Source organism: Halopseudomonas maritima, assembly GCF_021545785.1.
GTDB lineage: Bacteria > Pseudomonadota > Gammaproteobacteria > Pseudomonadales > Pseudomonadaceae > Halopseudomonas > Halopseudomonas maritima.
Window position 1 is genome coordinate 3,014,915 of sequence record NZ_CP079801.1, and the last position, 25,949, is coordinate 3,040,863.

Annotated in this window: 23 protein-coding genes and 2 tRNA genes; 18 read left to right on the forward strand and 7 right to left on the reverse strand. The window is 61.2% G+C overall.

Annotated features, from left to right (window positions below; genetic code table 11):
- Positions 1–17: 17 nt before the first annotated feature.
- Both efp and epmA read left to right on the forward strand, forming a co-directional pair.
- Entirely contained in the window at positions 18–584 is a 567-nt protein-coding gene (gene efp, locus HV822_RS13895; protein WP_083725482.1) for an elongation factor P, read from the forward strand.
- 70 nt (positions 585–654) lie between these two features.
- Entirely contained in the window at positions 655–1,617 is a 963-nt protein-coding gene (epmA, locus tag HV822_RS13900; protein WP_238870756.1) for an elongation factor P--(R)-beta-lysine ligase, read from the forward strand.
- On the opposite strand, the gene asd is transcribed toward epmA, so the two are convergent.
- From asd to HV822_RS13915, 3 genes are all read right to left on the reverse strand, one after another.
- Entirely contained in the window at positions 1,618–2,472 is an 855-nt protein-coding gene (gene asd, locus HV822_RS13905; RefSeq protein ID WP_238870757.1) for an archaetidylserine decarboxylase, read from the reverse strand.
- Positions 2,473–2,481: 9 nt separating this feature from the next.
- Entirely contained in the window at positions 2,482–3,291 is an 810-nt protein-coding gene (locus tag HV822_RS13910; protein ID WP_238870758.1) for a rhodanese-like domain-containing protein, read from the reverse strand.
- Between the two features lie 79 nt (positions 3,292–3,370).
- Entirely contained in the window at positions 3,371–4,945 is a 1,575-nt protein-coding gene (locus tag HV822_RS13915; protein ID WP_238870759.1) for a hypothetical protein, read from the reverse strand.
- A 108-nt stretch (positions 4,946–5,053) separates the two neighbouring features.
- Between HV822_RS13915 and motA the strand changes: the two genes are divergently transcribed.
- Positions 5,054–5,908, forward strand: a complete 855-nt coding sequence (motA, locus tag HV822_RS13920; RefSeq protein WP_238870760.1) for a flagellar motor stator protein MotA — start codon at positions 5,054–5,056, stop codon at positions 5,906–5,908.
- A gap of 3 nt (positions 5,909–5,911) precedes the next feature.
- Positions 5,912–6,970: a flagellar motor protein MotB gene (gene motB / locus HV822_RS13925; protein WP_238870761.1), complete on the forward strand. Its 1,059-nt coding sequence runs from the start codon at positions 5,912–5,914 to the stop codon at positions 6,968–6,970.
- Here motB and rsgA read toward each other — a convergent pair.
- Positions 6,964–8,004 (reverse strand): small ribosomal subunit biogenesis GTPase RsgA, encoded by a 1,041-nt coding sequence (gene rsgA / locus HV822_RS13930; protein WP_238870762.1) that lies wholly within the window; start codon positions 8,002–8,004, stop codon positions 6,964–6,966. The two genes, motB and rsgA, sit on opposite strands and share 7 nt — an antisense overlap.
- Positions 8,005–8,096: 92 nt before the next feature.
- Here rsgA and orn point away from each other — a divergent pair, with 92 nt between their 5' ends.
- Positions 8,097–8,639, forward strand: a complete 543-nt coding sequence (gene orn, locus HV822_RS13935; RefSeq protein WP_238870763.1) for an oligoribonuclease — start codon at positions 8,097–8,099, stop codon at positions 8,637–8,639.
- Here orn and queG read toward each other — a convergent pair.
- The gene (gene queG, locus HV822_RS13940) at positions 8,629–9,696 is read right to left on the reverse strand and encodes a tRNA epoxyqueuosine(34) reductase QueG (protein WP_238870764.1); all 1,068 of its coding nucleotides are present in this window, start codon (positions 9,694–9,696) and stop codon (positions 8,629–8,631) included. The genes orn and queG overlap by 11 nt on opposite strands.
- A gap of 62 nt (positions 9,697–9,758) precedes the next feature.
- Between queG and HV822_RS13945 the strand changes: the two genes are divergently transcribed.
- The 12 genes from HV822_RS13945 (at position 9,759) to HV822_RS14000 (ending at position 22,842) form a co-directional block, all read left to right on the forward strand.
- Positions 9,759–11,261 carry an NAD(P)H-hydrate dehydratase gene (locus tag HV822_RS13945; RefSeq protein ID WP_238870765.1) on the forward strand — a complete coding sequence of 501 codons (1,503 nt, stop codon included), beginning with the start codon at positions 9,759–9,761 and terminating at the stop codon, positions 11,259–11,261.
- Entirely contained in the window at positions 11,258–11,731 is a 474-nt protein-coding gene (tsaE, locus tag HV822_RS13950; protein ID WP_238870766.1) for a tRNA (adenosine(37)-N6)-threonylcarbamoyltransferase complex ATPase subunit type 1 TsaE, read from the forward strand. Before HV822_RS13945 ends, tsaE begins: the two co-directional genes overlap by 4 nt.
- A gap of 10 nt (positions 11,732–11,741) precedes the next feature.
- Complete coding sequence (locus HV822_RS13955) at positions 11,742–13,154, forward strand: N-acetylmuramoyl-L-alanine amidase (RefSeq protein ID WP_238870767.1); 1,413 nt, start codon at positions 11,742–11,744, stop codon at positions 13,152–13,154.
- A gap of 1 nt (position 13,155) precedes the next feature.
- Complete coding sequence (gene mutL, locus HV822_RS13960) at positions 13,156–15,012, forward strand: DNA mismatch repair endonuclease MutL (protein WP_238870768.1); 1,857 nt, start codon at positions 13,156–13,158, stop codon at positions 15,010–15,012.
- Positions 15,012–15,998, forward strand: a complete 987-nt coding sequence (gene miaA, locus HV822_RS13965) for a tRNA (adenosine(37)-N6)-dimethylallyltransferase MiaA (protein ID WP_238870769.1) — start codon at positions 15,012–15,014, stop codon at positions 15,996–15,998. The genes mutL and miaA overlap by 1 nt, the downstream gene beginning before the upstream one ends.
- A 132-nt stretch (positions 15,999–16,130) precedes the next feature.
- A complete protein-coding gene (hfq, locus tag HV822_RS13970) occupies positions 16,131–16,385 on the forward strand; it encodes an RNA chaperone Hfq (protein WP_083728692.1) in 255 nt (84 codons plus the stop codon).
- A 17-nt stretch (positions 16,386–16,402) separates the two neighbouring features.
- Positions 16,403–17,704, forward strand: coding sequence for a ribosome rescue GTPase HflX (gene hflX / locus HV822_RS13975; RefSeq protein ID WP_238870770.1), 1,302 nt, complete (start codon positions 16,403–16,405; stop codon positions 17,702–17,704).
- Positions 17,705–17,814: 110 nt separating this feature from the next.
- Entirely contained in the window at positions 17,815–19,005 is a 1,191-nt protein-coding gene (hflK, locus tag HV822_RS13980; RefSeq protein WP_238870771.1) for an FtsH protease activity modulator HflK, read from the forward strand.
- Positions 19,005–19,880, forward strand: coding sequence for a protease modulator HflC (hflC, locus tag HV822_RS13985; protein ID WP_238870772.1), 876 nt, complete (start codon positions 19,005–19,007; stop codon positions 19,878–19,880). The genes hflK and hflC overlap by 1 nt, the downstream gene beginning before the upstream one ends.
- Positions 19,881–20,076: 196 nt before the next feature.
- On the forward strand, positions 20,077–20,262 hold the full coding sequence (locus HV822_RS13990; protein WP_238870773.1) for a DUF2065 domain-containing protein: 186 nt from the start codon (positions 20,077–20,079) through the stop codon (positions 20,260–20,262).
- Positions 20,263–20,313: 51 nt separating this feature from the next.
- A complete protein-coding gene (locus HV822_RS13995) occupies positions 20,314–21,504 on the forward strand; it encodes an ATP phosphoribosyltransferase regulatory subunit (protein ID WP_238870774.1) in 1,191 nt (396 codons plus the stop codon).
- A 48-nt stretch (positions 21,505–21,552) separates the two neighbouring features.
- Complete coding sequence (locus tag HV822_RS14000; RefSeq protein WP_238870775.1) at positions 21,553–22,842, forward strand: adenylosuccinate synthase; 1,290 nt, start codon at positions 21,553–21,555, stop codon at positions 22,840–22,842.
- 137 nt (positions 22,843–22,979) lie between these two features.
- On the opposite strand, the gene HV822_RS14005 is transcribed toward HV822_RS14000, so the two are convergent.
- A tRNA-Leu gene (locus HV822_RS14005) sits at positions 22,980–23,066 on the reverse strand.
- A 49-nt stretch (positions 23,067–23,115) separates the two neighbouring features.
- Positions 23,116–23,202 (reverse strand) — tRNA-Leu (locus tag HV822_RS14010).
- Positions 23,203–23,461: 259 nt separating this feature from the next.
- Between HV822_RS14010 and rnr the strand changes: the two genes are divergently transcribed.
- A complete protein-coding gene (gene rnr / locus HV822_RS14015) occupies positions 23,462–25,948 on the forward strand; it encodes a ribonuclease R (RefSeq protein WP_238870776.1) in 2,487 nt (828 codons plus the stop codon).
- Position 25,949: the final 1 nt, after the last annotated feature.

Genomic DNA, 25,949 nt, shown 5'->3' on the forward strand with positions numbered 1-25,949 from the left:
TGAAAGTGGGAACTTGTATGGCCAACTATTCTACCAACGAATTCAAACCGGGTCTTAAGGTGATGCTGGACGGTGATCCGTGCTCGATCCTCGAGAACGAATACGTCAAGCCGGGCAAAGGGCAGGCGTTTAACCGCGTTAAAGTCCGCAACCTGAAAACCGGTCGCGTCAACGAGCGTACCTTCAAGTCGGGCGACAGCCTGGAAGGCGCTGACGTGATGGATCGCGAAATGGAATACCTCTACACCGACGGTGAGTTCTGGCACTTCATGGCCACCGATGGCTCCTTTGAGCAGTACGGCGCGGACGAAAAAGCCGTTGGCGACTGCATGAACTGGATGAAAGAGCAGGTTGTTTACACCGTGACCCTGTTCAACGGTGCGCCGATCGCCGTGACGCCGCCGAACTTCGTGGAGCTGGAAGTGGTTGAGACCGACCCGGGTGTGCGTGGCGATACCTCTGGCGGCGGTAACAAGCCCGCCAAGCTGGTCACCGGCGCTGTGGTCAAGGTGCCGCTGTTTATCAACACCGGCGACGTGCTGAAGGTGGATACCCGTTCCAGCGAGTACGTTGGTCGCGCGTAACGGGTTTTGGCTGTTGAAGAAACCGGGGCTCGTCCCCGGTTTTTTGTGTCTGTAAATCGAGGTAGGCAACATGAACCGAGAGTGGCAACCCTGTGCGACTATCGATGCCCTGCGCCAGCGTGCGGGCATCATCAACCAGATTCGGCGCTTCTTTGCCGTGCGTGATGTGCTGGAAGTCGAGACGCCGAGCCTGTCCCACGCCGCCGTGAGCGATCCATTCCTGCATCCGTTTGCTACTGACTTTGTGCCGGAGGGGGGGGGGCAGGCTGCGACGCTGTATCTGCACACGTCACCGGAGTACCCGATGAAGCGCTTATTGGCGGCCGGCAGTGGCCCGATCTGGCAGCTGTGCAAGGTCTACCGTAATGGCGAGGTGGGGCGCAGACACAACCCCGAATTCAGCATGCTGGAATGGTACCGCCCCGGCTTTGATCACCATGAGTTAATGGATGAAGTCGACGCTTTGGTCTGCGCGGTACTGCAAAGTGCACCGGCGCGCCGCATCACCTATGCCGAAGCCTTTGCCGAGCATACCGGGCTGGATGTGCACAGCTGCTCCGATGCCGACCTGCAGGCGCTGGCAGCGTTGCGTTGCGGTTTTGCTGGCGAACTGAGCCGCGACGGTTACCTCAACCTGCTGTTTGCCGAATGCGTTGAGCCGGCATTGCAGGCGCCCACCATGGTGTATGCCTTTCCGGCCTCGCAGGCGGCGTTGGCGCAGATCGTTGAGGGCGATGACCGGGTGCCGGCAGCGGCGCGCTTCGAACTGTTTGTGCAGGGTATGGAGCTGGCGAACGGCTATTTTGAGCTGACCGACGCCGATGAGCAGCTGCGCCGATTTGAGGCTGACCAGCAGCAGCGTGAGGCGTTGGGTGTGGCAGCGTTGCCCATCGACTTTCCGCTGGTTGCGGCGCTGCAGGCGGGGTTGCCGTCGTGCGCCGGGGTGGCGCTGGGGGTTGATCGTTTGGTGATGCTGGCGCTGGGCGCCAGCACGATTGCCGAGGTGATTGCCTTTGATGCCGAGCGGGCCTGATCAGGCGCCGCCGAGCGTACCCATTTTCTGACCCATACTGACCGTGTCGCCTGCTTTCAGGGTGTCGCTCCAGCGTGCTGCGTCCGGTCCGAACAGTACGATGGCGGTTGACCCTAGCTTGAAGCGGCCCATCTCGGCGCCCTTGTCCAGTTGGGGCGCGGCGTCGCCGTAACGGGTGCTGCGCAGCTGGCGGCTGGGTGGTGCGACCAGGCCGGCCCAGACGGTCTCGACTGATGCAACGATCATGGCGCCAACCAGCACCACTGCCATTGGACCGGCTTCGGTATCAAACAGGCAGACCACCCGCTCGTTGCGGGCGAACAGCTCGGGCACGTTCTCGGCCGTCAACTGGTTGACCGAAAACAGCTTGCCCGGCACGTAGATCATGTCTTTCAGCGTGCCGCCGAGCGGCATGTGCACGCGATGGTAGTCGCGCGGCGACAGGTACACGGTGGCGAATTCGCCGCCCTGGAAGGCTTGCGCCTGCTGTGCATCGCCGCCCAGCAGCTCCTGTACGCTGAAGCTGTGACCCTTGGCCTGGAAGATGCGGCCGTGCTCGATCTTGCCGAGCTGGCTGATGGCGCCGTCAGCGGGGCAGAGAATGGCGCCGGGGCTATCGTCCAGCGGGCGGGCGTCGGGTTTCAGGGCGCGGGTAAAGAAGTCATTGAAGCTGGCGTAGGCCGTGGGGTTTTCTTCTAGTGCCTGGCTCATATCCACGTCGTAGCGTTTGACGAACCAACTGATAAAGGGGTTCTTGACCCAGTTCCAGCGGCAGTTGGCCAGCCAGCCCGCTGCGCGGGACAGCAGGTGGTGCGGCAACAGGTACTGAAACAGGATGAACAGACGGTCTGACATGCGCTTTCCTCAGGATTCAACAGGGGTGTCGGGGTGGTTACCCCACTCGGACCACGAGCCGGCGTAGGCCTTGACGCGCGGATAACCGAGGATTTTGGCCGCCAGGTAAGTAAAGCCCGAGCGGTGATGGGTCTGGCAGTGGGTGACTACTTCCTTGTCTGGCACGATGCCCAGTTGCTGCAGTTGCTCGGCCAGGTCGGCATGCAGGCGCAGCCCGCGGGCCGGGTCCATGCCCGCGGTCCACTCGAAGTTGATGGCGCCCGGTATGTGTCCGCCCTTGCTGGCAACCACCTTCTCGCCACGGTATTCCTGCGGTGAGCGCGCGTCCCAGATGACCCGGTCGGGGTTGCGCAGGTCGGCCAGCAAGCTGCTCAGGGTGATCGTGTGGCTGTTGTCGATGCGCAGTTGCGGCACGCTGGTTTCGACCTGATTGGGTGCGGTTTCCAGTGCCAGGCCGTCCTCGATCCAGGCTTTGAGGCCGCCATTGATATAGCTGTAGTGGCGATGACCGATGCAGTCGAGCATCCAGATAAAGCGCCCGGCCCAGCCGCCGCCCTCGTCGTCATAGACAATGTAGTGCAGGTCTTCATGATGACCGAGTTCTGAAAAGATGGCCTGCAGCTCGGCAAAACCGGGCAGTGGGCCAGGGCGAGGGGCGGGGGATGTGGTGCGTGACGGTGTCAGGTGCACGGCCCCGGGGATGTGGCCGGCCAGGTACTGGTCGGTGCTGCACAGATCAACCAGGCGGGTGCTGCGGGCGTCAATCGGCAGCGCCAGATCGCGTGGTTCGATCAGTAGCGGCAAGGTGGCTTGAGCCATGGCATAAGTCTCCTGGGTGTCCTGGCCGGAAAAGGGTGAATGCTAGAGCCAGTTGTGGCTCGCCACAAGGCCTGGTCAATCAGACGCGCCGCTTGAATTCTACCAGCGCCTTGTGCAGACACTGCGCGGTCTTCACCAGTGCCAGCTGGTGCTGCTCGCTCAATGGGCTGCCCTGCTCGCCAGAGACGAAGATCAGTGCCAGCAGTTGCTGGTTGTGTGTCACCGGTGCGAGATGGAATGCCTTGGTATAGGGGTGACGCTGCAGCGCTGCTGGTAGCTGATTGAATTGCAGGTGACCGGCACTGACGCTGTGGCAGGGGGCTGAGTTCAGCCAGCGCAGCCAGGCGCTTTCCTTGCCGGGGCCAACCCGGCTACCCGGTGCGAAGAGCTCGGGAGGGAATCCGGCACTGCTGCGCACCACCAATTGTCCGCTGGCGGCATGTACCAGCGCTATCCAGCTATGTTCTGCGCCAAGACCATTCTGCAAGGCTTGCTGGGCACAGCCAATGACGTCACCCAACTGTGTAAAGGGCGACGGCGTTGTCCTGAGTTGCAGGCACAAGCTGCGCCAGTGCGCCGGTTGGGCACGACTGGGGGCGGGTTGCTTGGGCGCAGCGCCCTGCAGTGGCAGCGTGGCAGATAGTTGTTCAATGGCGGCCGGCTGTTCGGTCCACGGCAGCGTGGCGGCTGGCAGGCGTAAATCTGCGGTGTTGTGCTGATACTGCAGTCGAGCATTGTCAACGGCGTTCTTGTGGCTCAGGCGCTGAGCTTCGGCTACCTCGCAGTTGAGGTAGAGCGCGGCCAGTTGCTGCCAGCGCAGGGTGTGGCTGGTGTACCAGTTGCTATGCGCGCCCAGTGCCAGGCCGCTGGAGATCAGCACGCCGTTGGCTGGCTGGGTCAGCCAGCGGTATAGCTCACGATCGGCGTCCAGGCGTGCTTGTTGTTCCTGCGGGTGGGCGCTGTCGCGGGCTACGTGCAAGGCTTTTACCATAGTGCGCCGGTTATCGTTCAGTGAGCGATAGCCTTGCAGTATCCACGGGGGGAGCCACCAGTCCTGGGCGACCAGCTGCACCAGTTGAAAGCCGGCAGTGGTTGTCGCGGCAACCTGGGTGCGGGTGACGCCATCGGGCAGTGCGCCGCGGTTAAGCTGGTCCCACTGTTCGAACAGGTGTGGTTTTAGGTAGGTGAGGGCCCACAGCGGCGAAAGAAACAGCAGGCTGGCCAGGGACATCTCCTGCCACAGCCGGGCGATGCGATTGGCAAACAGCCCCTGCGCCTGGCCAACAGCGTGCTCGCTGATACTGAGCAACTGGCGGTAGGGCCGCGGCAGTTGGTCATGCTCCACCACTGGCAGCTCGCGCAACAGGGTGTGCAGGCGCTGGGTGCCGAGTAGTGAGCAGGCCTGCTCCAGGGTCAGCACGTCGACATCGCGCTTGCGCGCCGCTTCCCCAGCCTGGCGGCAGATATGCAGAGCCGCCACTGGTACGCGCATAATCTGGTGGGTCAGTTCGGTAATGCTCAGCAAGTCGCTGCCAAGCTGTTCGAGCAAGTGGTCGCGCTGGCCGCTGGTAATCGGCAGCACACAGGCATTCAGCTTCTGTCGCAGCTCGCCGATAACCTCTGTGTAAGCGTTGCTGTTGGGGTGTGTGCTCATGCGCTTTGCGGCTTTATAATAGCTGTTTGCACGACTATAACCTGAAAGGCGGCAATTTGCTGCCCTGCGCTATTTTGGGCGCAAGCTTGCTCGGGGTGACACGGATCTATGTTGAAAATTGGCGGTTTTGTTGTGGTCATCGGCGCCGTGCTCGGTGGCTTTTTGTTCTCTGGCGGCCACATTGCCGCGCTATGGCACCCCTTTGAAATTCTGATCATCGGTGGCGCTGCCCTGGGTGCGTTCCTCGTCGCCAACAGTGGCGCGGTAGTTAAGAAGGTCATGGCTGCCGGACCCGCTATCCTGTTTGGTCATCGCTTCAACAAGGCATTCTACCTGGACGTGCTGGGCGTGCTCTACGAAGTGCTGAACAAGAGCCGCCGTGAAGGCATGATGGCCATTGAGGCAGATGTCGAGGCTCCGGACGAAAGTCCCATCTTTAGCAAATATCCCGTGATTCTCAAAGACACGCACATGACCGAGTTCATTTGCGACTATCTGCGCATTATGTCCTCGGGCAACATGGCGCCGCACGAGCTGGAAGCGTTGTTTGACGTGGAAATCTCGGCGTTGAGCGAGGAGCTGCAAGAGCCCTCCCATGCGGTCACCCGGGTGGCCGATGCCTTGCCGGGCTTCGGTATCGTGGCCGCGGTACTGGGCATCGTGATCACCATGGGTATTCTTGGCGACGCCGAGAAGGCGGAGATTGGTGAGAAGGTTGCTACCGCGCTGGTCGGTACCTTTTTGGGTATTCTCGCGGCTTATGGCTTTGTCGGGCCATTCGCCACCGCGATGGGGCATGTTGCCCATGAAGAGGCCAACACCTACGAGGCGATCAAAATGACCCTGGTGGCCAGCGCACAAGGCTTGCCGCCGGCGCTGGCGGTGGAGTTTGGTCGCAAGTCCCTGTTGCCGGAGCATCGTCCGAGCTTTAACGAGCTGGAAGACTCGGTCAAGGGACGCTAAGCGGTGGACAATAACCAACCTATTATCGTCAAGCGGATCACCCGCAAGGACCATGGCCACCATGGTGGCTCGTGGAAGATCGCCTTTGCCGATTTTGCTGTGGCGATGATGGCGTTCTTTCTGGTCATGTGGTTGATCACGGTGGCCACGCCCGAGCAGTTGCGCAGCATTTCTGGTTACTTCAACGACCCGATCGGTTTCAACGAAGGAGGCAGCCCCTGGGCGATTGACCTGGGTGGGTCCCCTGAAGTTGCTCCGCAGGCCACGCTGAACCAGACCCCGCAGGAAACCGGTCAGCAAGAGGTGAGCGAAGACACTGCGCGTGAGTTGGCTGATCAGGCTGAGCGTCGGGATATGGAGATGCTGCTGCAGGAGTTGCAGAACCAGATCGACAGCGAGCCGGTGTTGCAGCGCTTCAAGGACCAGATTCTGATCGAGATCACCCAGGATGGGCTGCGTATTCAGATTGTCGATGCGGAGAATCGGCCGATGTTTGCCAGCGGCAGCGCGCAGCTGCAGCCTTACTTTGAAGAGATTTTGCTGTCGCTGAGCGACACCATTGCCAAGGTCAAGAAGAAGATCAGCGTCAGCGGCCATACGGACGCCCAGCCTTATGTGGGGCGCCGTGGCTACGGTAACTGGGAGCTGTCCAGCGATCGCGCTAATGCCGCCCGTCGCACCCTGTTGGCCGCCGGTTATCCGGAGGAGCAGGTGGCGCGGGTGGTGGGGTATGCCGACTCCGCGCTGTTCAATCGTGAGGATCCGCTCAGCCCGATCAATCGGCGTATCGATATCGTGGTGCTCAACCGCCATGCCGAAGAGCAGATAATGGAAGGCGCTGATGCCGACGCGCCTGCGCTAGCCCCGCTGGAGCTGGGGGCGGACGCCGAGGCCTCTGCCGTCGACCAGCCCGCGCAGACCTCAGAGCTGCCTGCGCCCTCCGCGCTGCCGCAAGAGGAGCCCAGCGAGTCGGCCGCCCCGCAAGCGCCTGCCGCCGAGGGTGAGCAGCGGCGGCTGAATCTGTTTGATAATGCCGAGCCGTTGCGCCGGCTGAATCAGTAGCTGTCTGCGCCGTCGTCCAGCGTCGACAGAATGTGCCGATAACTAGCCATGCGCACGGCGGAAATATCACCGTTCTCAACGGCCTGAAGCAGGGCGCAGCCCGGCTCGTGCAGATGCTGGCAGTCGCGGAAGCGGCAGTGGCCGACAAAGGGACGAAACTCGATAAACCCTTCCAACAGCTCCTCGTGACTGATATGTGTCAGGCCAAACTCTCGAATGCCGGGCGAGTCAATCAGGTCGCCGCCATCGGGGAAGTGGAACAGCCTGGCTGTCGTGGTGGTATGGGTGCCCTTGCCGGTGCTTTCCGACAATGCCCCAACGCGCAGGTCCTGCCCCGGCAGCAAGGCGTTGATCAGCGATGACTTGCCCACGCCGGACTGACCAACAAAGACACTGGTATGTCCTTGCAGGTTGCTGCGCAGCTGGTCGAGCCCGTCGCCGGCACCGGCTGACAACAGCAGTGTTGGGTAGCCCAAGCGGCTGTAGTCATCCAGCCACTGCAGCAGCTCTGCGCTGTCTGCGGCTGCCGCCAGAAGGTCCGACTTGTTCATCACCAGCAGTGGCTCCAGGCCGGCCTGTTCGGCAGCCACCAGATAGCGGTCGATCAGGTTGGTGTACGGCGTGGGCAGCGGGGCAAATACGATGATCAGCCGATCCACGTTGGCCGCCACCGGTTTCAGCTGGCCGCGCTGGTCGGGGCGGCACAGCTCGGTCTGGCGCGGTTGCTGAGCAACGATGACACCGCCTTGCTGATTGTCGGCGCGCCAGACAACCTGGTCGCCAGTCACCAGCGAAGGGAGGTTGGCGCGGCGGTAGCAACGGCGTATCTGGCCGGCAAACTCGCCGCTGGTGGCCTCGACATCGACCTGCACACCGAAATGAGCAATGACCAGGCCGGGTTGCTCGGGCCCCAGGTCGCCGCCTTCCAGGCTTTCCTCGGCCTTTTCGGCACGTCGTTCGGCACGTGCGGCGCGCTCGTCCTGAATTTTTTGAATGCGCCAGCTCTGGCGGCGGGTGAGGTGTCGTTTGGCCATGGGGTCTGAGTCTGAATAGTCCGCGGCAGTTTAGCAGTTATACTGCAGCCATTGCGCGTCCCGCGCGTCCATCCCTCTGTGCAGGAGCTCCCATGCAACACCCCGACAATCTGATCTGGATCGACCTGGAGATGACCGGTCTGGATCCGGATAACGACGTCATTATCGAAATTGCCACTATCGTGACCGATGCCGAGCTGAACGTGCTGGCAGAGGGACCCTCGTTGGCGGTCAAGCAGCCGGACGCGCTGCTCGACGGTATGGATGAATGGAATACCCGCCAGCATGGGCAATCGGGTCTGACCCAGCGGGTCAGGGACAGCCAGATCAGCGCGGCCGAGGCTGAGCGTCAGACCATCGACTTTCTTGCCAAGTGGGTGCCGGCCGGCAAGTCACCCATGTGCGGCAATAGCATTTGCCAGGATCGCCGCTTCCTGTATCGCGGCATGCCCGAGCTGGAAAAGTACTTTCACTACCGCAATCTGGATGTCTCGACGCTGAAGGAGCTGGCCTCACGCTGGGCGCCGGAGGTCAAGAACGGCTTCAAGAAGCAAAGCAGCCATCTGGCCATGGATGATATTCGTGATTCGATCGCGGAACTGCAGCATTACCGCGAGCACTTTATCAAGTACTGATGCCGTGGCGCTCAAGCGCCCAGCTCACGTGCTCGCGCACCAGCGCCGAGGGGTGGGTTTGGCGCTGTTTCAGGGCTTCAATGACATTGATGCTGCTGGTTGCATTGCCCAGGCCTACGGCCAGGTTACGCAGCCAGCGCTCATGACCAATGCGCCTTATAGGCGATCCCTCGGTGCGCTTGAGAAATGTCGCCTCATCCCAGCGAAACAGCCCGACCAGACTGGCTTGATCCAGACTGTGCCTGGGGCTGAAGTCAGACTCGCCTGTGGGTTTGGCAAACCGGTTCCAGGGGCAGGCTAGCTGGCAGTCGTCGCAGCCGAATACTCGGTTACCCATGGGCTCGCGCAGGGCTTCGGGTATGGCGCCCTTGAGTTCGATGGTCAGGTAAGAAATGCAGCGCCGTGCGTCCAGCAGGTGTGGGCCAGCGAAGGCATCGGTCGGGCAGGCTGTCAGGCAGGCGGTACATTTGCCGCAATGCTCGGTCTGCTGCGGGGCGTCGATGGGCAGGGGCAGGTCCGTGTACAGTTCTCCCAGAAAGAAGTAGCTGCCTGCCTTGCGGTTGATCACCATGGTGTTTTTGCCGATCCAGCCCAGTCCTGAACGGGTGGCCAGGGCGCGCTCCATGACAGGTGCGCTGTCGACAAAGGCGCGGTAGCCGAAGGGGCCGATGAGCTGTTCGATGCGCTCGGCCAGTTGCTGCAGGCGGCGGCGAATCAGCTTGTGGTAGTCGCGCCCCAGTGCGTAGCGGGAGATGTACGCCGCGTCGGGATTGGCCAGGCGTTTGGCCATCTCGGTATCCGTTGGCAGGTAGTCCATCCGCACCGACAGCACGCGCTGGGTGCCGGGCACCAGTTCGTCCGGGTGCGTCCGTTTGCTGCCGTGGCTAGCCATCCATTCCATTTCACCGTGGTAGCCGGCATCCAGCCAGCGCTGCAGGTGCTGTTCGTGCTCTCCCAGATCGACGGCGCCAATACCCAGTTGCTGAAAACCCAACTCACGTGCCAATTCACGAATTTGTTCGGCTAGCTGTTGATAATCTGGTGTTTGGGAGGTCATGGCGGCTGGGGCTGGTTGGCAAGCTTCCCTATAATTGTGCCAGACCTTGAAGGAGCCTATCCATGCTTGCCTCTGCGCCGTTGCTATTACATTCCCGTGAGCAGACTCGCGCGTTGGATGCGGCATTGATTGCATCGGGCCTGTCCGGCCTTGAATTGATGCAGCGTGCCGCGGACGCTGCCTGGACGGTGGTGCAGCAGTGCTGGCCGCGCTGCGGACGCATGACGGTGTTGTGCGGTAGTGGCAATAACGCAGGGGATGGATACCTGTTGGCCCGTCTGGCGCATGCGGCAGGCTGGCAGGTGAGCGTTCTGACGCTGTCGCCGCCGGAGCGCTTGCGCGATGATGCGGCGCTGGCCTGGCAACAGGCTTGCGCCGCTGGTATTGTCGCCGCCCCCTGGTGCGCAGGCAGCGAGCTTGCAGGGGTAGTCGTTGATGCGATGTTGGGCACCGGCCTGCGTGGCCAGTTACGAGCGCTGTATGCAGAGGCTATTGCTGCGGTGAATCAGGCTGATCATCCGGTGCTGGCGCTGGATATTCCGAGCGGCCTGGATGCCGACTGCGGCGTGCCACTGGGGCTGGCGGTATGTGCGACAGCGACCGTCACTTTTATCAGTGTCAAACCGGGCCTGTTAACGGGGCAAGGGCCGGAGTACTGCGGGCGGCTGGAGTTTGCGCCGCTGGTGGCGCAATTACCTGAGTCGGTGCCGGCGGTGATGGAACACTTGCTGCCTGAGCGTTGGCTGCACTGCCTGCCGCCCCGGCAACGGGCGGCGCACAAGGGGCATTTTGGTCACCTGTTGCTGGTCGGTGGCGGGCCGGGAATGGGCGGCGCCATCATGCTGGCCGCCGAGGCTGCGCTGTACGCTGGCGCAGGCAAGGTCAGCGTGGCAACGGCGGCAGAGCACGTCGCGCCGATGCTGGCGCGGCAGCCTGAAGTGATGGTGCATGCGGTGGCGCAGCCGTCGGAGCTGCAGGCACTGTTGCTAGAGGCAGATGCGGTGGTGGTCGGGCCTGGGTTGGGCAAGTCAACGTGGGCTCAGCAGTGTCTCGACGCCTGTCTCGCGCTTGAGAAGCCTCGGGTCCTGGATGCCGACGCGCTCAATCTGTTGGCCGCAGGTTCCGTCTTACCGACGCTGGGCGCAGAGGTGGTGATTACGCCGCATCCGGCAGAGGCTGCTCGGTTGCTTGAAATTGCTACCGCCGAGGTGTCGCAGGATCGCCTGGGCGCTGCGCGGCAACTGGTTGAACAGCTGGGCTGTCAGGTGGTGCTCAAGGGCGCCGGCTCGTTGATCGCCGGGCCGCAGGCCGATGCGCTGTTGCCAGCGCTGTGCAGCGCCGGTAATCCAGGTATGGCGGTCGGCGGTATGGGGGATGTGTTGTCGGGTTTGCTTGGCGCCTTGCTGGCCCAGCGCGTTCCCGCTGCGCAGGCGGCGCGTTATGCTGTGTTGGTGCATGCGTTGGCCGGAGATCGGCTGGCGCAGGCGGTTGGGGAGGTCGGCTTGCGAGCCAGCGAGATGGCGCCGGTTATACGCAGTATCTTGAATCAACGGGGAGCGGTATGAAGCTGGAATTACTGGCCAATGGTGAAGATGCCATGGTTGCGCTCGGCGCGCAGATTGCCGCCGCGCTTGAGGGGCGAGGTGTCGTGTATCTGGAGGGTAATCTGGGGATGGGCAAAACCACCCTCAGCCGTGGCATTATCCGCGCGCTGGGGCACGCCGGTGCCGTCAAGAGCCCAACGTATACCCTGGTGGAACCCTACGAGCTGGGGCCGGTCAACGTATATCATTTCGACCTTTATCGCCTGGCCAGTCCGGAAGAGCTGGAGTTTCTAGGGGTGCGCGATTACTTTGACGGTGACAATCTGTGTCTGGTGGAGTGGCCTGAGAAAGGTAGGGGTGCTTTGCCAAGGCCTGATCTGACGATTACCATTGACGCTGTGGGCAGCGGGCGGCGTCTGACGCTGACTGCCGGCGGCCCACAGGGTCAGGCGACCTGCCAACGGATACAACAAATGCGGAGTGAAGGCTAGCGTGATACGCATGACCGGGGGAAAGCGCCGGCTGACGTTGCTCAGTGCAGTGCTGCTGATCGGCCTGTTTGTGCAATGGGCGCAGGCGGCTGACATTAAAAGTGTTCGCCTGTGGCGCGCGCCGGATAATACGCGCCTGGTGTTCGATCTCAGCGGGCCTGCCGAGCATACCCTTTTCACCCTGTCCAATCCTGAGCGCATTGTTATCGATATCAGCAATGCGCGGCTGACGGCCAATACCAGTGGCCTGGAGCTTGATAATACGCCGCTCACCGGCCTGCGTTCGGCGCCCCGCGATGGCGGCGACTTGCGTGTCGTGCTTGACCTGTCTACGGCCGTGAACCCCAAGAGTTTTGTGCTGCCGCCTAACCAGCAATACGGTGACCGCCTGGTGGTCGACTTGTTTGATCAGACGCCACGGCAAGCCGCCAGCCTGCCTGCGCCGCCCCAGCCCAGCGCCTCGCCGTTGCCTCAGACGCCCACGCGCTCGGCTAGTGAGGCGGGTGATCGGGACATCATCGTTGCCATCGACGCCGGGCATGGTGGCGAAGACCCTGGGGCCATCGGACATGGTGGCGCCCGCGAGAAAGACGTGGTGCTAGCCATCTCCCGCGACCTGAAACGCCTGATAGATGCCGAGCCGGGTTTTCGGGCCGAGCTGGTGCGTACTGGCGACTACTTTATTCCGCTGCGCCGGCGTACCGAGATTGCCCGCCAGCACAACGCCGACCTGTTTGTCTCGGTGCACGCGGACGCCTTTACCCGTCCCAGTGCCAACGGCGCTTCGGTATTTGCCCTCTCGGACCGAGGTGCGACCTCTGAAACGGCGCGTCTGCTGGCTGACCGGGAAAACCGCTCCGACTTGATTGGTGGGGTGGGCGGCGTCAGCCTGGATAACAAGGATCAGGTACTTGCCAGCGTGCTGCTGGACCTGTCGATGACTGCCACCTTGTCGGCCAGCCTGGATGTCGGCCAGCAGGTGCTGTCATCGGTGGGTCAGATCAATCGTCTGCACAAGCCCCGCGTCGAGCAAGCTGGGTTTATGGTGTTGAAGTCGGCGGATATTCCGTCGATCCTGGTCGAGACCGGGTTTATCTCCAACCCGGGTGAGGCGCGCAAGCTGGTGACGCGAAGCCACCAGCAGTCCATGGCGCGCGCGATTTTCACCGGGGTTAAGGGCTATTTTCACCGTAACCCTCCGCCCGGCACCCGGGTAGCCGCGATGAAGGCCGACGGTCGTCTTGCGCAAGGGCCGCGTGAGCATACGGTACGACGTGGCGACAGCCTGTCTGCCATTGCCAACATTTACCAGGTGTCGCTGGCCAGTCTGCGCGACGCCAACAATCTTTCCTCAGACCAGATTCGTGTTGGCCAGGTGCTGAAGGTGCCGGCCAGCAGCATGCTGGTCCAGAACGAACGCTGATATGTCCCGTATTCAATTATTGAGCCCGCGCCTGGCTAACCAGATCGCGGCCGGGGAGGTCGTTGAGCGTCCTGCCTCGGTGATCAAAGAGTTGCTGGAAAATAGCCTGGACGCGGGCGCCAAGCGCATCGATATCGACGTGGAGCAGGGCGGCGTAAAGCTGCTGCGTGTGCGTGATGATGGCTCGGGTATCGAGCAGGATGACCTGCCGCTGGCACTGTCGCGCCATGCCACCAGCAAGATTCGTGACCTGGACGATCTGGAGGCGGTGGCCACCCTGGGCTTTCGCGGCGAGGCGCTGGCCTCGGTCAGTTCGGTCTCACGGCTGACGTTGACCTCCTGTCCGCTGGGTGCCGACCAGGCCTGGCAGGTCGAGACCGAAGGGCGGGACATGGCGCCCAGCGTGCGTCCGGCTGCTCACCCGCGGGGGACGACGGTCGAGGTGCGCGACCTGTTCTTCAATACTCCTGCGCGGCGCAAGTTTCTGCGTACCGAGAAAACCGAGTTTGGCCATCTGGAAGAGGTGGTCAAGCGTTTGGCGTTGTCGCGCTTTGATGTCGCCTTCAACCTGCGTCATAACGGTCGCCCGGTGCTCGGCCTGCCGCCGGCACAGACCGAGCAGGAAGCGCGGCGCCGTGTGGCGAGCGTCTGCGGCCCGGCCTTTGTCGAACAGTCGCGACAGATTGACAGCGAGCGCAGCGGTCTTCGTCTTTGGGGGTGGGTCGGCTTGCCTACCTTTTCGCGCAGCCAGGCTGACCTGCAGTACTTCTTTGTAAACGGCCGGATGATCAAGGACAAACTGGTGGCGCACGCGGTGCGTCAGGCCTATCGGGATGTGCTGTTTCATGGCCGCCATCCGACCTTTGTGCTGTTTATGGAGCTGGACCCGGCTGTGGTAGATGTGAATGTGCACCCGACCAAGCACGAGGTGCGCTTTCGTGATGGTCGCATGGTCCACGATTTTCTCTTCAGTACCTTGTACCGTGCACTGGCTGATCAGCGGCCCGGTGATCAGGGAGACGACGACCAGGCCTCAGCTCAGCCGCCATCGCCAGTCAGTCAGCCTGCCGTCAGTGGCCTGGATGCCGGCGTGTTCTCGGGCCAGCAACGCATGGTGCTGAACGAGGCGCCGCCGGCCTGGAGTGCAACGCCTGCCAACAGCTATGTTCCGCCATCACCGCCGCCTCAGGGTACGGCCGCCGCCTATGCCGGGCTGTACGGCAATGGCGGTGCGTCGGTGCCGAGTCTGCCGGCCTCTGTGGAGGGGGAGGATGTGCCGCCGCTGGGCTACGCGGTGGCGCAGATGCACGGCGTTTTTATTATCGCCGAGAATGCCGCCGGTATGGTCATTGTCGATATGCATGCGGCGCATGAGCGCATCACCTACGAGCGTTTGAAGCAGGCAATGGATCAGGAAGGGCTACGCAGTCAGCCGTTGCTGGTACCTGCCAGCATGGCAGTGAGTCAGCGCGAAGCCGATTGTGCGGATGAACATGCGGCCTGGTTCCAGAAGCTCGGCATGTCATTGCAGCGCATGGGGCCGGAAACCCTGGCGATCCGTGAAGTGCCTTCACTGTTGCGCCAGGCAGATGCCGAGCCGCTGGTGCGCGACGTGTTGAGTGATCTGCTGGAATACGGCAGTAGCGACCGTATTCAGGCGCACCTGAATGAGCTGTTATCTACCATGGCCTGCCACGGGTCGGTGCGCGCCAATCGGCGGCTGACCCTGGCTGAGATGAATGCCCTGTTGCGTGATATGGAGCAAACCGAGCGCAGCGGTCAGTGTAACCACGGTCGTCCGACCTGGACGCAGCTAAGCATGACCGAGCTGGACAAGCTGTTTATGCGGGGGCGCTGATGGTTGCTCCCGACGAGGCTGTGGCTCTGCCGCCGGTGATATGCCTGATGGGGCCAACCGCGTCCGGCAAGACCGACCTGGCGATGTACCTGTACGACCAGTTCCCCTGCGAACTGGTCAGTGTTGATTCGGTGCTGGTATATCGCGGTATGAATATCGGCGCGGCCAAGCCTGATGCGCAGGCCCTGCAGCGGTATCCGCACCACCTGATCGACATCCTGGACCCGGCCGAGCCCTATTCGGCCGCGCGCTTTCGTGATGATGCCCTGGCGCTGATCCGCGATATCACCGCACGTGGCCGCGTGCCGCTGCTGGTGGGTGGCACCATGTTGTACTTTAAGGCTTTGTTTGGCGGTCTCGCCAACATGCCTTCGGCTGATCCGGCGGCCCGTGCGCGTATCGAGCGGATGGCGCAGGAGCAGGGTTGGCCGGCCGTGCACGCAGCGCTGGCAGAGGTTGACCCCGTCGCCGCCGAGCGTATCCACCCCAATGATCCGCAGCGGATTTCACGTGCTTATGAGGTGTTTCTCGCCAGCGGGATTACACTTACGCAATGGCACCAGCGTCAGCACGCAGAAAAAGCCTCTGATCAGCCGCCCGGTACCGGTGTTTTACCTTATACTGTGCGCTATCTGGCGGTTGCTCCCCAGGAGCGCGCAGTGTTGCATGAGCGAATTGCTGAACGTTTTACGCAGATGTTGCAACAAGGGCTGATTTCCGAGGTCGAAGCCCTGCATGCGCGTGGTGATCTGGATGTCAGCATGCCCTCGATTCGGGCGGTCGGTTATCGACAGGCTTGGGATTATCTGGAAGGGCGGCTGAACTACGAGCAGATGCGTGAACGGGGCATCATCGCAACGCGCCAGTTGGCCAAGCGGCAGTTTACCTGGTTGCGTGGCTGGAATGAGCCGATTGAGTGGCTTGACAGTCTCGACCCGAAAAGATTCGAGCGGGCCTTGAAAGTGCTGCAGACGGCCTCATTATGAGGTTTCGACGCTTCTGCAAGCTGTGCTTGTGCAGTAACGGTGCCTGCTCGTCTTTTGGATAATGGACAGGCCGGCCGATTCGCATTGAAATAATGCTCAAAATTATACGGTTTCCATAAAAGGAGTGAGGCAATGTCAAAAGGGCATTCACTACAAGACCCTTACCTGAACGTTCTGCGCAAGGAACGAGTTCCGGTATCTATCTATCTGGTCAACGGCATCAAACTGCAGGGGCAGATCGAGTCTTTTGACCAGTTCGTCATTTTGCTGAAGAACACTGTCAGCCAGATGGTCTACAAGCACGCTATTTCCACTGTCGTTCCCGGTCGCCCGGTGCGTCTGCCGACGCAGCCCGGTGCTGACGAAGCCGAGGCCGGCAATCCCTGATGATGCAGGAGGCCTGATTGTTTTTTGAGCGCCATGAAGGGGGTGAACGTGCCATTCTTGTTCACCTCGAAGGTCTGGACGAGCAGCGCCAGGAAGATCCGCACGAATTTATCGAACTGGTACGTTCTGCCGGCGCTGAAAACGCAGGTTTCCTGACCGTCTCCCGCCACCAGCCCACCCCGCGTTTTCTTATCGGTAGCGGTAAGGTCGATGAGCTGCGGGCGCTGGTCAAGGCCAGCGAAGGCGAGCTGGTCATTTTCAACCACACCTTGACCCCCAGCCAGGAGCGCAATCTTGAGCGCGAACTGGAGTGTCGGGTTATTGACCGTACCGGTCTGATTCTGGATATCTTTGCCCAGCGCGCCCGTACCCACGAGGGCAAGTTGCAGGTGGAACTGGCCCAGCTCGACCACCTCAGCACTCGCCTGGTGCGGGGCTGGACGCACCTTGAGCGTCAGAAAGGTGGTATTGGCCTGCGTGGTCCGGGTGAGACCCAGCTGGAGACTGATCGTCGCCTGCTGCGTGTACGTATCAAGCAGATTACCAAACGTCTTGAAAAGGTGCGCAGTCAGCGTGATCAGGCGCGCCGTGCGCGGCGCCGCGCTGAAATTCCGGTGGTTTCACTGGTGGGCTACACCAACGCGGGCAAGTCGACCCTGTTCAATACGTTGACCGTCTCCGAGGTGTATGCAGCAGACCAGCTGTTCGCAACGCTGGACCCGACGCTGCGCAGGATCGAGCTGGCAGACATCGGGCCGGTGATTCTGGCCGATACCGTAGGTTTTATCCGTCACCTGCCGCACAAGCTGGTCGAGGCGTTCCGCGCCACCCTGGAAGAGTCCAGTCAGGCTGACTTGCTGTTGCATGTGATTGATGCTGCCGATGAAGAGCGCGAGTCCAATGTCGAGCAGGTGCATCATGTGCTCGGTGAGATCGGTGCCCTCGAGCTGCCGATGCTTGAGGTGTACAACAAGATCGACCTGATTGACGGCTTTGAGCCGCAAATTCAGCGAGATGAAGACGGTGTGGCAGTGCGAGTCTGGATCTCGGCGCAGCAGGGGCGCGGGCTGGATCTGCTGGCGCAGGCCATCGCTGAGCGGTTGGGGGATGATATTGTGCAGGAGCACATTCAGCTCGATTACGCCGAAGCGCGCCTGCGCGCCCAGTTTTATGCCGCTGGTGCGGTGCTGGGGGAGCAGATTGGTGAAGATGGCCGGCAACAGCTGGAAGTACGCCTGCAGCGCAGTGATTTCAATCGCCTGCTCAAGCGTGAAGGCTGGCAGCCGGAGCAGTTTCTGCAGCAACATACTTTGCAATGAAAGCGGGGGAGGCCGGTTCGCGTCCCCTGTCAGGTTTACGGTAGGATTGCACCCTGTTTCGGCGCCCCGGCGGCCCGAACTTTGATTGGTTACAGACAACGGAGAACGCTATGGCCTGGAATGAGCCTGGTGGCGGCAATAATTCTAACGACCAGGACCCTTGGGGTAGCGGCGGCGGTGGCAATCGCGGCGGCAAGCAAGGTCCGCCGGATCTGGATGAAGCGCTGCGGAAATTGCAGGACAGCCTGAACAATCTGTTCGGCTCCGGCAAGCGCGGCAGCAAAAGCGGCGGTGGCAGCAGCACCGGTGGTGCTGGTATCCCAAGCTGGATGTGGGCGCTGGGCCTGGTACTGATTCTCGGCTTCTGGGTGTTCAAGGCCGTGTACATGGTCAATGAGCAGGAGCAGGCGGTTATTCTGCGCTTCGGTGAATACCATCGCACCGTCGGGCCTGGTCTGCATCTGTATTTCCCGCCGGTTGAGCGCAAGTTTCAGCGTAACGTGACCCAGGTGCGTTCCTATCGCCAACAGGGTCAGATGCTGACCGAAGACGAGAATATCGTTGAAGTGCCGGTGGCGATTCAGTACCGCATCTCCAATCTCGAGAACTTTGTGCTCAAGGTCGAAGACCCTGAGACCAGTCTGCGTCACGCGACCGAAAGTGCTGTACGCCACGTTGTGGGTTCTACCCCGATGCACCAGGTGCTGACCGAGGGGCGTGAGCAGATGGCGGTTGAGGTAACCGAGCGTCTGCAGCGTTATCTGGACAGCTACAACACTGGTATTGCGGTGACCCAGGTGAACATCGAGAACGCACAGGCACCGGCCGAGGTGCAGGACGCGTTTGATGACGTGATTCGCGCCAAGGAAGATGAAGTGCGTGCGCGCAACCAGGCCGAGGCCTACGCCAATGGGGTGATCCCTGAAGCGCGTGGCCGCGCCCAGCGCATGCTGGAAGAGGCTAATGGTTACCGTGATGAGGTGGTGGCCCGCGCAGAAGGTGAAGCCAAGCGCTTTGATCTGCTGCTCGAACAGTATGTTCTGGCGCCTGAGGTACTGCGTGAGCGCCTGTATCTGGAAGTCATGCAAGACGTGCTGAGCAGCACCAGCAAGGTGCTGGTGGCTGGCGGAGAAGGCAGCAATAACCTGCTTTACTTGCCGCTCGACAAGCTGATGAATCAGGGTGGCAGCAGCGGCTCCAGCAGTGCCAGCTCCGGTCTGCCGCCGATCGTGCAGAGCGATTCATCTGCCCGTACGCCTGCTTCGCAGCAGCGTGATCTGCGCTCCAGGGAGTCCCGCTGATGAGTAACAAGTCACTGTTTGGATTGATTGTGCTGCTGGCCGCTGTAGTTGTTGGCTGGAACAGCTTCTTCGTGGTTAGCCAGACTGAGCGCGCCATCGTGCTGCAGTTCGGTAAGGTGGTGCAGAACGACGTGCCGCCAGGTCTGCACTTCAAGCTGCCGTTTGTGCAGGAGGCGCAGAGCTTTGATGGTCGTCTGCTGACGCTGGATACCGCTACCCAGCGCTATCTGACGCTGGAAAAGAAAGCGCTGATGGTGGACTCCTACGCCAAGTGGCGCATCGCTGATGTGCAGCGTTTCTACACGGCGACGTCAGGTCTGCGTGCGATTGCCGAAGAGCGTTTGTCGCGCCAGCTGGAGTCCGGTCTGCGCAATGAGGTGGCGCGCCGTACCCTGCACGAGGTGGTGTCAGGTGAGCGCGATCAGTTGATGGCTGACATCACGGCGACCCTGGATGAAAACGCCCGACGCGAGCTGGGTATCGAGGTGGTGGATGTGCGGGTCAAGGCGATTGACCTGCCGACTGAGGTAAACCGCAGCGTATTCGATCGTATGAGTACCGAGCGTGAGCGTGAGGCGCGTGAGCACCGCGCCAAGGGTGCTGAGCTGGCCGAGGGGATTCGCGCTGACGCTGATCGTCAACAGCGCGTGATCATTGCCGAGGCATTCCGTGAGTCCGAGAAGATTCGCGGTGATGGCGATGCGCAGGCGGCGGCTATCTATGCCGAAGCCTACAATAAGGATCCGGAGTTTTACTCCTTCTCGCGCAGCCTGCAGGCTTATCGCGAGAGTTTCGCCAGCAAGTCCGACATGCTGGTGCTGGATCCGGAGAGCGAGTTCTTCAAGTATATGCAGGCTGATCCTCTGCAGCGTTGAGTGCTTCGGCACTGAAAGACGGGCTGCCTTTGGGTAGCCCGTTTTGCTGTCTGCAGGGTCGATGAGTGCGTGCCGATTTGCGCAGTGTCGGTCGCGCAAAACGTGTTACACTTGCGCAGCCGGGTTAGCCCGGCTTTTTTGTGACCGGTCCACGCTGCCTGACGCGCCGGCAGGGGTGGTGCTGACGGGGACGGACATGTTGCAGGAAATCTTGACGGCACTTTGCCTGGTGTTGGTGATAGAGGGGGTGCTGCCCTTTCTGATGCCGGCCCGCTGGCAGCGAATGCTGAGCGGCATTTCAGAGCTCAGTGCGCGTCAGGTTCGGCTGGCAGGGCTTGCCAGCATGTTGATCGGCACCCTGTGCCTGTATCTGGTTCGCTAGGTGTCCGAGTGTCACGCAGAGGCTCGGCACCCTGTATGAAAGGTTTAAAAAATGCCTAGTGTAGACCGTTGGCTGTTGCCTGACGGCATCGACGAAGTGCTGCCTCGCGAGGCGGCACGTATTGAAGCAGCCCGTCGACAGCTGCTGGATCTGTTCTCCCGTTGGGGCTATGACCTGGTCATTACCCCGCATATCGAATACCTCGAATCGCTGCTCACTGGCGCTGGCCATGATCTCGAGCTGCAAACCTTCAAAATGATTGATCAGCTGTCCGGGCGCATGCTCGGGCTACGTGCCGACATCACGCCACAGGTTGCGCGCATCGATGCGCACACGCTAGGCGCCGAAGGGCCGTCTCGGCTGTGCTACTGCGGTAGCGTGCTGCATACCCGTCCGCGGGCGCTGGCGACCTCGCGTAGCCTGATTCAGTTGGGTGCGGAGTTGTACGGTGATGCGTCCAGTGCCAGCGATATTGAAGTGATTTCGCTAATGCTGGAAACCCTGGCGCTCTGCCGCGTCGAAGATGTGCATCTGGATATTGGTCATGTGGGTATTTACCGTGGCTTGATTCAGGCAGCCGGGGTGACTGAGCAGACCGAACAGGCCCTGTTCGATGCGCTGCAACGCAAGGCGGCCGATGAGGTCGCGGCCTTGGCGGGCGGTGTGGAGCAGGGCTCGCTGGGTGCCATGCTGTGCAGTCTGGTTGAGCTCTCTGGCGGTGTCGAGGTGCTTGATCGAGCGCATGCGCTGCTTGATGGAGCGCCAGAGGCGGTGATGGCGGCGCTCGACGATCTGGCTGAGGTGGCTCAGGTGTTGGCGCGCCAATACCCGGATGTGCCGTTGTATTTCGACCTTGGTGAATTGCGCGGCTACCATTACCACACGGGTGTGGTGTTTGCGGCATTTGTGCCGGGGCTGGGGCAAAGTGTTGCCCAGGGTGGTCGTTACGACGATATCGGCAGTGACTTCGGTCGCGCCCGCCCGGCCACTGGGTTTTCTACTGACCTGCGGTTTTTGGTGCAGCGCGGGCAGATTGCCAGCGCCGATATCGCCTCGGCGGTGTGGGCGCCCTATAGCGCGGAGCCTGGCCTGCAGCAGGCCGTGGCTGAGCTGCGCGCAGCCGGCCAGCGAGTCATTGTAGCGTTGCCAGGCCAGGCTGATGCTGAGGCGGCGGCGCACGGTTGTGACCGTATTCTGACCTGGCGCGACGGTCGCTGGCAGGTCGTTGAACTGAATTCGTGATTAGACGGCCGCAAGGCCATTTCATTTCTAGTGAGGCATGGGCTGAACATGGGTAAGAATGTTGTCATCCTGGGGACCCAGTGGGGCGATGAAGGCAAGGGTAAGATCGTCGACTTGCTGACCGATCAGGTCGCGGCGGTAGTGCGCTATCAGGGCGGTCACAACGCCGGCCACACACTGGTGATCGATGGTGAGAAGACCGTACTGCACCTGATTCCCTCGGGGATTCTGCGTGACAACGTCCAGTGCTTTATCGGTAACGGCGTGGTGCTGTCGCCGGAAGCGCTGCTGAAGGAACTGACTCAGCTGGAAAGCAAGGGTGTGCCGGTGCGCGAGCGCCTGCGTATCAGTCCGGCTTGTCCGTTGATTCTGCCGTATCACGTTGCTCTTGATCAGGCGCGTGAGCTGGCCCGTGGCGAAGCCAAGATCGGTACCACTGGTCGCGGTATCGGCCCGGCCTACGAAGACAAGGTCTCGCGCCGTGGTCTGCGTGTGGCTGACCTGTTCCATCGCGAACGCTTTGCCGCCAAGCTGGGCGAGGTGCTGGATTATCACAACTTCGCCCTGCAGCACTACTACAAGGTAGAGCCGATCGACTTCCAGAAGACGCTGGATGAGGCGATGGAGTATGCCGAATGGCTGGCTCCGCTGATGACTGATGTGACCGCGCGTCTGCACGAGCTGCGCCGCGAAGGTGCCAACATCATGTTTGAAGGGGCTCAGGGCTCGCTGCTGGATATCGACCACGGTACCTATCCCTTCGTGACCAGCTCCAACACCACTGCCGGCGGTACTGCTACCGGGTCCGGCTTTGGTCCGCTGTATCTGGATTATGTGCTGGGTATCACCAAGGCCTACACCACCCGTGTTGGCTCGGGCCCGTTCCCGACCGAGCTGTTTGACGAGGTGGGTAGCCGCCTGGCCGAGCGTGGCCACGAGTTTGGTTCTACCACTGGGCGCGCGCGTCGCTGCGGCTGGTTTGATGCGGTCATTCTGCGTCGCGCTATCGAGATTAACAGCATCAGCGGCCTGTGCCTGACCAAGCTGGACGTGCTGGACGGTCTGGATGTGATCCGTATTTGTGTGGGTTACCGCAATGCTCAGGGTGATGTGATTGAAGCGCCGACTGACGCGGATAGCTACATTGGGCTGGAGCCGGTGTACGAAGATATGCCTGGCTGGCATGAGTCGACTCTGGGTGTGAAGACACTGGAAGGTCTGCCGGCCAATGCGCAAGCCTATATCCGTCGCATCGAGGACCTGGTGGGTGCGCCAATCGATATCATCTCGACTGGCCCGGATCGTAACGAGACTGTGATCTTGCGCCAGATCTTCTGAGTGTGAGCGTGGTCTGAAAAAAGGCGTCCTGCGGGGCGCCTTTTTTTGTCTGCATGGCGGATGGTGCCACGCTGGGCGGGAAGGGTGAAATTCAGGCATAAAAAAACCGAGCGCATGGCTCGGTTCTTTTACGAAATTGGTGCCCAGGAGAAGACTCGAACTTCCACGACCGTAAGGTCACTAGCACCTGAAGCTAGCGTGTCTACCAATTTCACCACCTGGGCGATTTCTTTAAGCTGAAAAAACCGAGCAACTGCTCGGCTTTTTCTGAATTGGTGCCCAGGAGAAGACTCGAACTTCCACGGCCGTAAGGCCACTAGCACCTGAAGCTAGCGTGTCTACCAATTTCACCACCTGGGCATGTCATCTGAAACTGCTATGCTGAGGCAGGGCTCGCTGCGATGGCTGTTTCCTGTTGACGGCGCGAATCTTAGATAGTCGTAGCGGAGTTGTAAACCCCTGACGTGAAAAAAATTATCCTGCAAACAGGTGCATGTGACATTGATTTTCGGTTCAATAGGCGCCTATGACGAAAAAGACCAAATCCCCCGGTTCGACCTCTCGGTCGGACACCTCCAACACTTCCCGCAATAACGTCACGTCCTCTGACTGGAGTCAGATGGACCCTGAGGCGCGGCGCGAAGCAGAAAAGTATGACAACCCCATTCCCAGTCGCGAGCTGATACTGCAGCTGCTGGAGAATCGTGGCGCGCCGGCAACGCGCGCCCAGCTGCAGCAGGAGTTTGGGCTGCAGGATGAAGAGAGTATCGAGGCCCTGCGCCGCCGCCTGCGCGCCATGGAGCGCGATGGTCAGGTCATCTACACCCGCCGTGGCGCCTATGCGCCAGTGGATAAGCTGGATCTGATTCCCGGGCGTGTGCAGGGGCACCGTGATGGCTTCGGCTTCCTGGTGCCTGATGACGGTGGTGAAGACCTGTTCCTCGGCCCCTCGCAGATGCGCCTGGTATTTGATGGCGACCGTGTACTTGGCCGTGTCACCGGTGTGGATCGCCGTGGCCGCAGCGAAGGTGCAGTGGTCGAGGTGATAGCTCGCGCCCATGAGATTCTGGTGGGGCGCTATTACGAAGAGAACGGCATCGGTTTTGTGGTCGCTGACAACGCCCGTATCCAGCACGATGTGCTGGTTGCGCCAAGCGCGAAAGGTGGCGTCAAGCACGGCCAGTACGCCGAGGTGCGCATTACCCAGTGGCCGACCATGAGTCGTCAGGCCCAAGGTGAGGTGATTGAAGTGGTTGGCGACTACATGGCGCCAGGCATGGAAATCGAAGTTGCGCTGCGCAGCTATGACATTCCCAGCGAATGGCCCGATGCGGTCATCAAGGAAGCTGAGCGCCTGAAGGATCATGTGGTCGAGAAGGACAAGCTCAAGCGTGTCGATCTGCGTCACCTGCCATTGGTCACCATTGACGGTGAAGATGCCCGCGATTTTGACGATGCTCTTTACTGTGAACCGCACAAGGCCAGTGGCTGGCGTCTGTTCTCTGGCGGCTGGAAGCTCTACGTTGCCATCGCGGATGTGTCGCACTACGTGCCGATTGGCTCGGCGCTGGACGAAGAGGCGGAGCTGCGCGGTACCTCGGTGTACTTCCCCAGTGAAGTGATCCCCATGCTGCCGGAGGCGTTGTCCAACGGTCTGTGTTCGCTGAATCCGCATGTAGATCGCCTGGCTATGGTCTGTGAAATGACCATTTCCAAGACCGGTGAGCTGACCGATTTCGAGTTCTACGAAGGGGTGATCCACTCCCATGCGCGGCTGACCTACAACAAGGTCTCCAGCATGCTGGAACATCCGCGCAGCCGTGAAGGCAAGGCGCTGCGCGAGCAGTACGGCGAGGTGCTGCCGCACCTGGAGAGCCTGTACGAGCTTTACAAGGCGCTGGCCAAGGCGCGCCAGGGCCGCGGCGCGATCGATTTTGAGACTACCGAGACCCGCATGGTTTTTGGTGAGGATCGCAAGATCGTGGAGATTCGCCCGACCACGCGCAACGATGCCCACAAGATTGTCGAAGAATGCATGCTGTGTGCCAATGTGGCTACCGCACGCTTCCTGCAGGAGCTTGAACTGCCCGGTCTGTACCGCGTGCACGACGGCCCGCAGGCCGAGAAGGTGGAGCGCCTGCGCGAGTTTCTAAACTCCCAGGGCTTGAGTTTGACGCGCAAGAAGGGTGTGCCGACGCCGGAAGACTATGCGGCCGTGCTGGCCAAGGTGCAGGGTCGCCCGGACGCCCAGCTGATTCAGACGGTGATGCTGCGTTCGCTCAGTCAGGCTGTCTATAGCCCGGATAACGCAGGTCACTTCGGCCTGAATTACGAGGCCTACACTCACTTTACCTCGCCGATTCGGCGCTACCCCGACCTGCTGGTGCATCGCGCCATTCGCAGCGTCATTCGCTCACGGCGCAACACCGATCTGGTGCGCCGTGCTGGTGGCGGTGTGATGCCCAAGGCGCGCATCTACCCCTACGATCATCAGCGCCTGGCCGAGCTGGGCGAGCAGTGCTCGCAGCACGAGCGTCGTGCCGATGAGGCAACCCGCGATGTAGTCAGCTGGCTCAAGTGCGAGTTCATGCAGGACAAGGTGGGCGAGAGTTTTGATGGCCTGGTCACGGCTGCTACCAGCTTTGGCTTGTTTATCGAATTGACTGATATCTACGTCGAAGGGTTGTTGCACGTCACGGCGCTGCCGGCGGACTACTACGTGTTTGATGCAGTGCATCACGCCCTGGTAGGTGAGCGCTCGGGTAGACGCTTCCGTCTCGGTGATCCGGTGCGTGTGCAGGTGGCGCGGGTGGATCTGGATGATCGCAAGATCGACTTTGAAATGGCTCAGGATGCACCGCAGCCCCAACCGCAGCCGGCTGAGCGCCAAGTGTCTGCCAGTCGGGCGATGCGTGAGAAGCTGCTGGCGGACGCGCGCCGTGCTGCCGGTGAAACAGAGCCTCGCAGCAAAGGTCGCTCCGGCGCGGGCAAAGCACCGGCGAGCAAGGGTAAGGGCAAGTCGGCCAAGCCAGCCGGCGCTGCCAAGCCTGCGGGTAAGAAGCCAGCTGGTGATAACCGCGGCCCGCGTAAGCGTAAGGCCCGTTGAG

Coding starts and splice junctions, on each gene's coding strand:
- mutL (WP_238870768.1), top strand. CDS start 13,156: ATGTCCCGTATTCAATTATTGAGCCCGCGCCTGGCTAACCAGATCGCG.
- epmA (WP_238870756.1), top strand. CDS start 655: ATGAACCGAGAGTGGCAACCCTGTGCGACTATCGATGCCCTGCGCCAG.
- hflC (WP_238870772.1), top strand. CDS start 19,005: ATGAGTAACAAGTCACTGTTTGGATTGATTGTGCTGCTGGCCGCTGTA.
- rsgA (WP_238870762.1), bottom strand. CDS start 8,004: ATGGCCAAACGACACCTCACCCGCCGCCAGAGCTGGCGCATTCAAAAA.
- HV822_RS13995 (WP_238870774.1), top strand. CDS start 20,314: ATGCCTAGTGTAGACCGTTGGCTGTTGCCTGACGGCATCGACGAAGTG.
- efp (WP_083725482.1), top strand. CDS start 18: ATGGCCAACTATTCTACCAACGAATTCAAACCGGGTCTTAAGGTGATG.
- asd (WP_238870757.1), bottom strand. CDS start 2,472: ATGTCAGACCGTCTGTTCATCCTGTTTCAGTACCTGTTGCCGCACCAC.
- HV822_RS13945 (WP_238870765.1), top strand. CDS start 9,759: ATGCTTGCCTCTGCGCCGTTGCTATTACATTCCCGTGAGCAGACTCGC.
- HV822_RS13990 (WP_238870773.1), top strand. CDS start 20,077: ATGTTGCAGGAAATCTTGACGGCACTTTGCCTGGTGTTGGTGATAGAG.
- rnr (WP_238870776.1), top strand. CDS start 23,462: ATGGACCCTGAGGCGCGGCGCGAAGCAGAAAAGTATGACAACCCCATT.
- HV822_RS13955 (WP_238870767.1), top strand. CDS start 11,742: ATGACCGGGGGAAAGCGCCGGCTGACGTTGCTCAGTGCAGTGCTGCTG.
- HV822_RS14000 (WP_238870775.1), top strand. CDS start 21,553: ATGGGTAAGAATGTTGTCATCCTGGGGACCCAGTGGGGCGATGAAGGC.
- orn (WP_238870763.1), top strand. CDS start 8,097: ATGCAACACCCCGACAATCTGATCTGGATCGACCTGGAGATGACCGGT.
- queG (WP_238870764.1), bottom strand. CDS start 9,696: ATGACCTCCCAAACACCAGATTATCAACAGCTAGCCGAACAAATTCGT.
- hflK (WP_238870771.1), top strand. CDS start 17,815: ATGGCCTGGAATGAGCCTGGTGGCGGCAATAATTCTAACGACCAGGAC.
- miaA (WP_238870769.1), top strand. CDS start 15,012: ATGGTTGCTCCCGACGAGGCTGTGGCTCTGCCGCCGGTGATATGCCTG.
- HV822_RS13915 (WP_238870759.1), bottom strand. CDS start 4,945: ATGAGCACACACCCCAACAGCAACGCTTACACAGAGGTTATCGGCGAG.
- HV822_RS13910 (WP_238870758.1), bottom strand. CDS start 3,291: ATGGCTCAAGCCACCTTGCCGCTACTGATCGAACCACGCGATCTGGCG.
- tsaE (WP_238870766.1), top strand. CDS start 11,258: ATGAAGCTGGAATTACTGGCCAATGGTGAAGATGCCATGGTTGCGCTC.
- hfq (WP_083728692.1), top strand. CDS start 16,131: ATGTCAAAAGGGCATTCACTACAAGACCCTTACCTGAACGTTCTGCGC.
- motA (WP_238870760.1), top strand. CDS start 5,054: ATGTTGAAAATTGGCGGTTTTGTTGTGGTCATCGGCGCCGTGCTCGGT.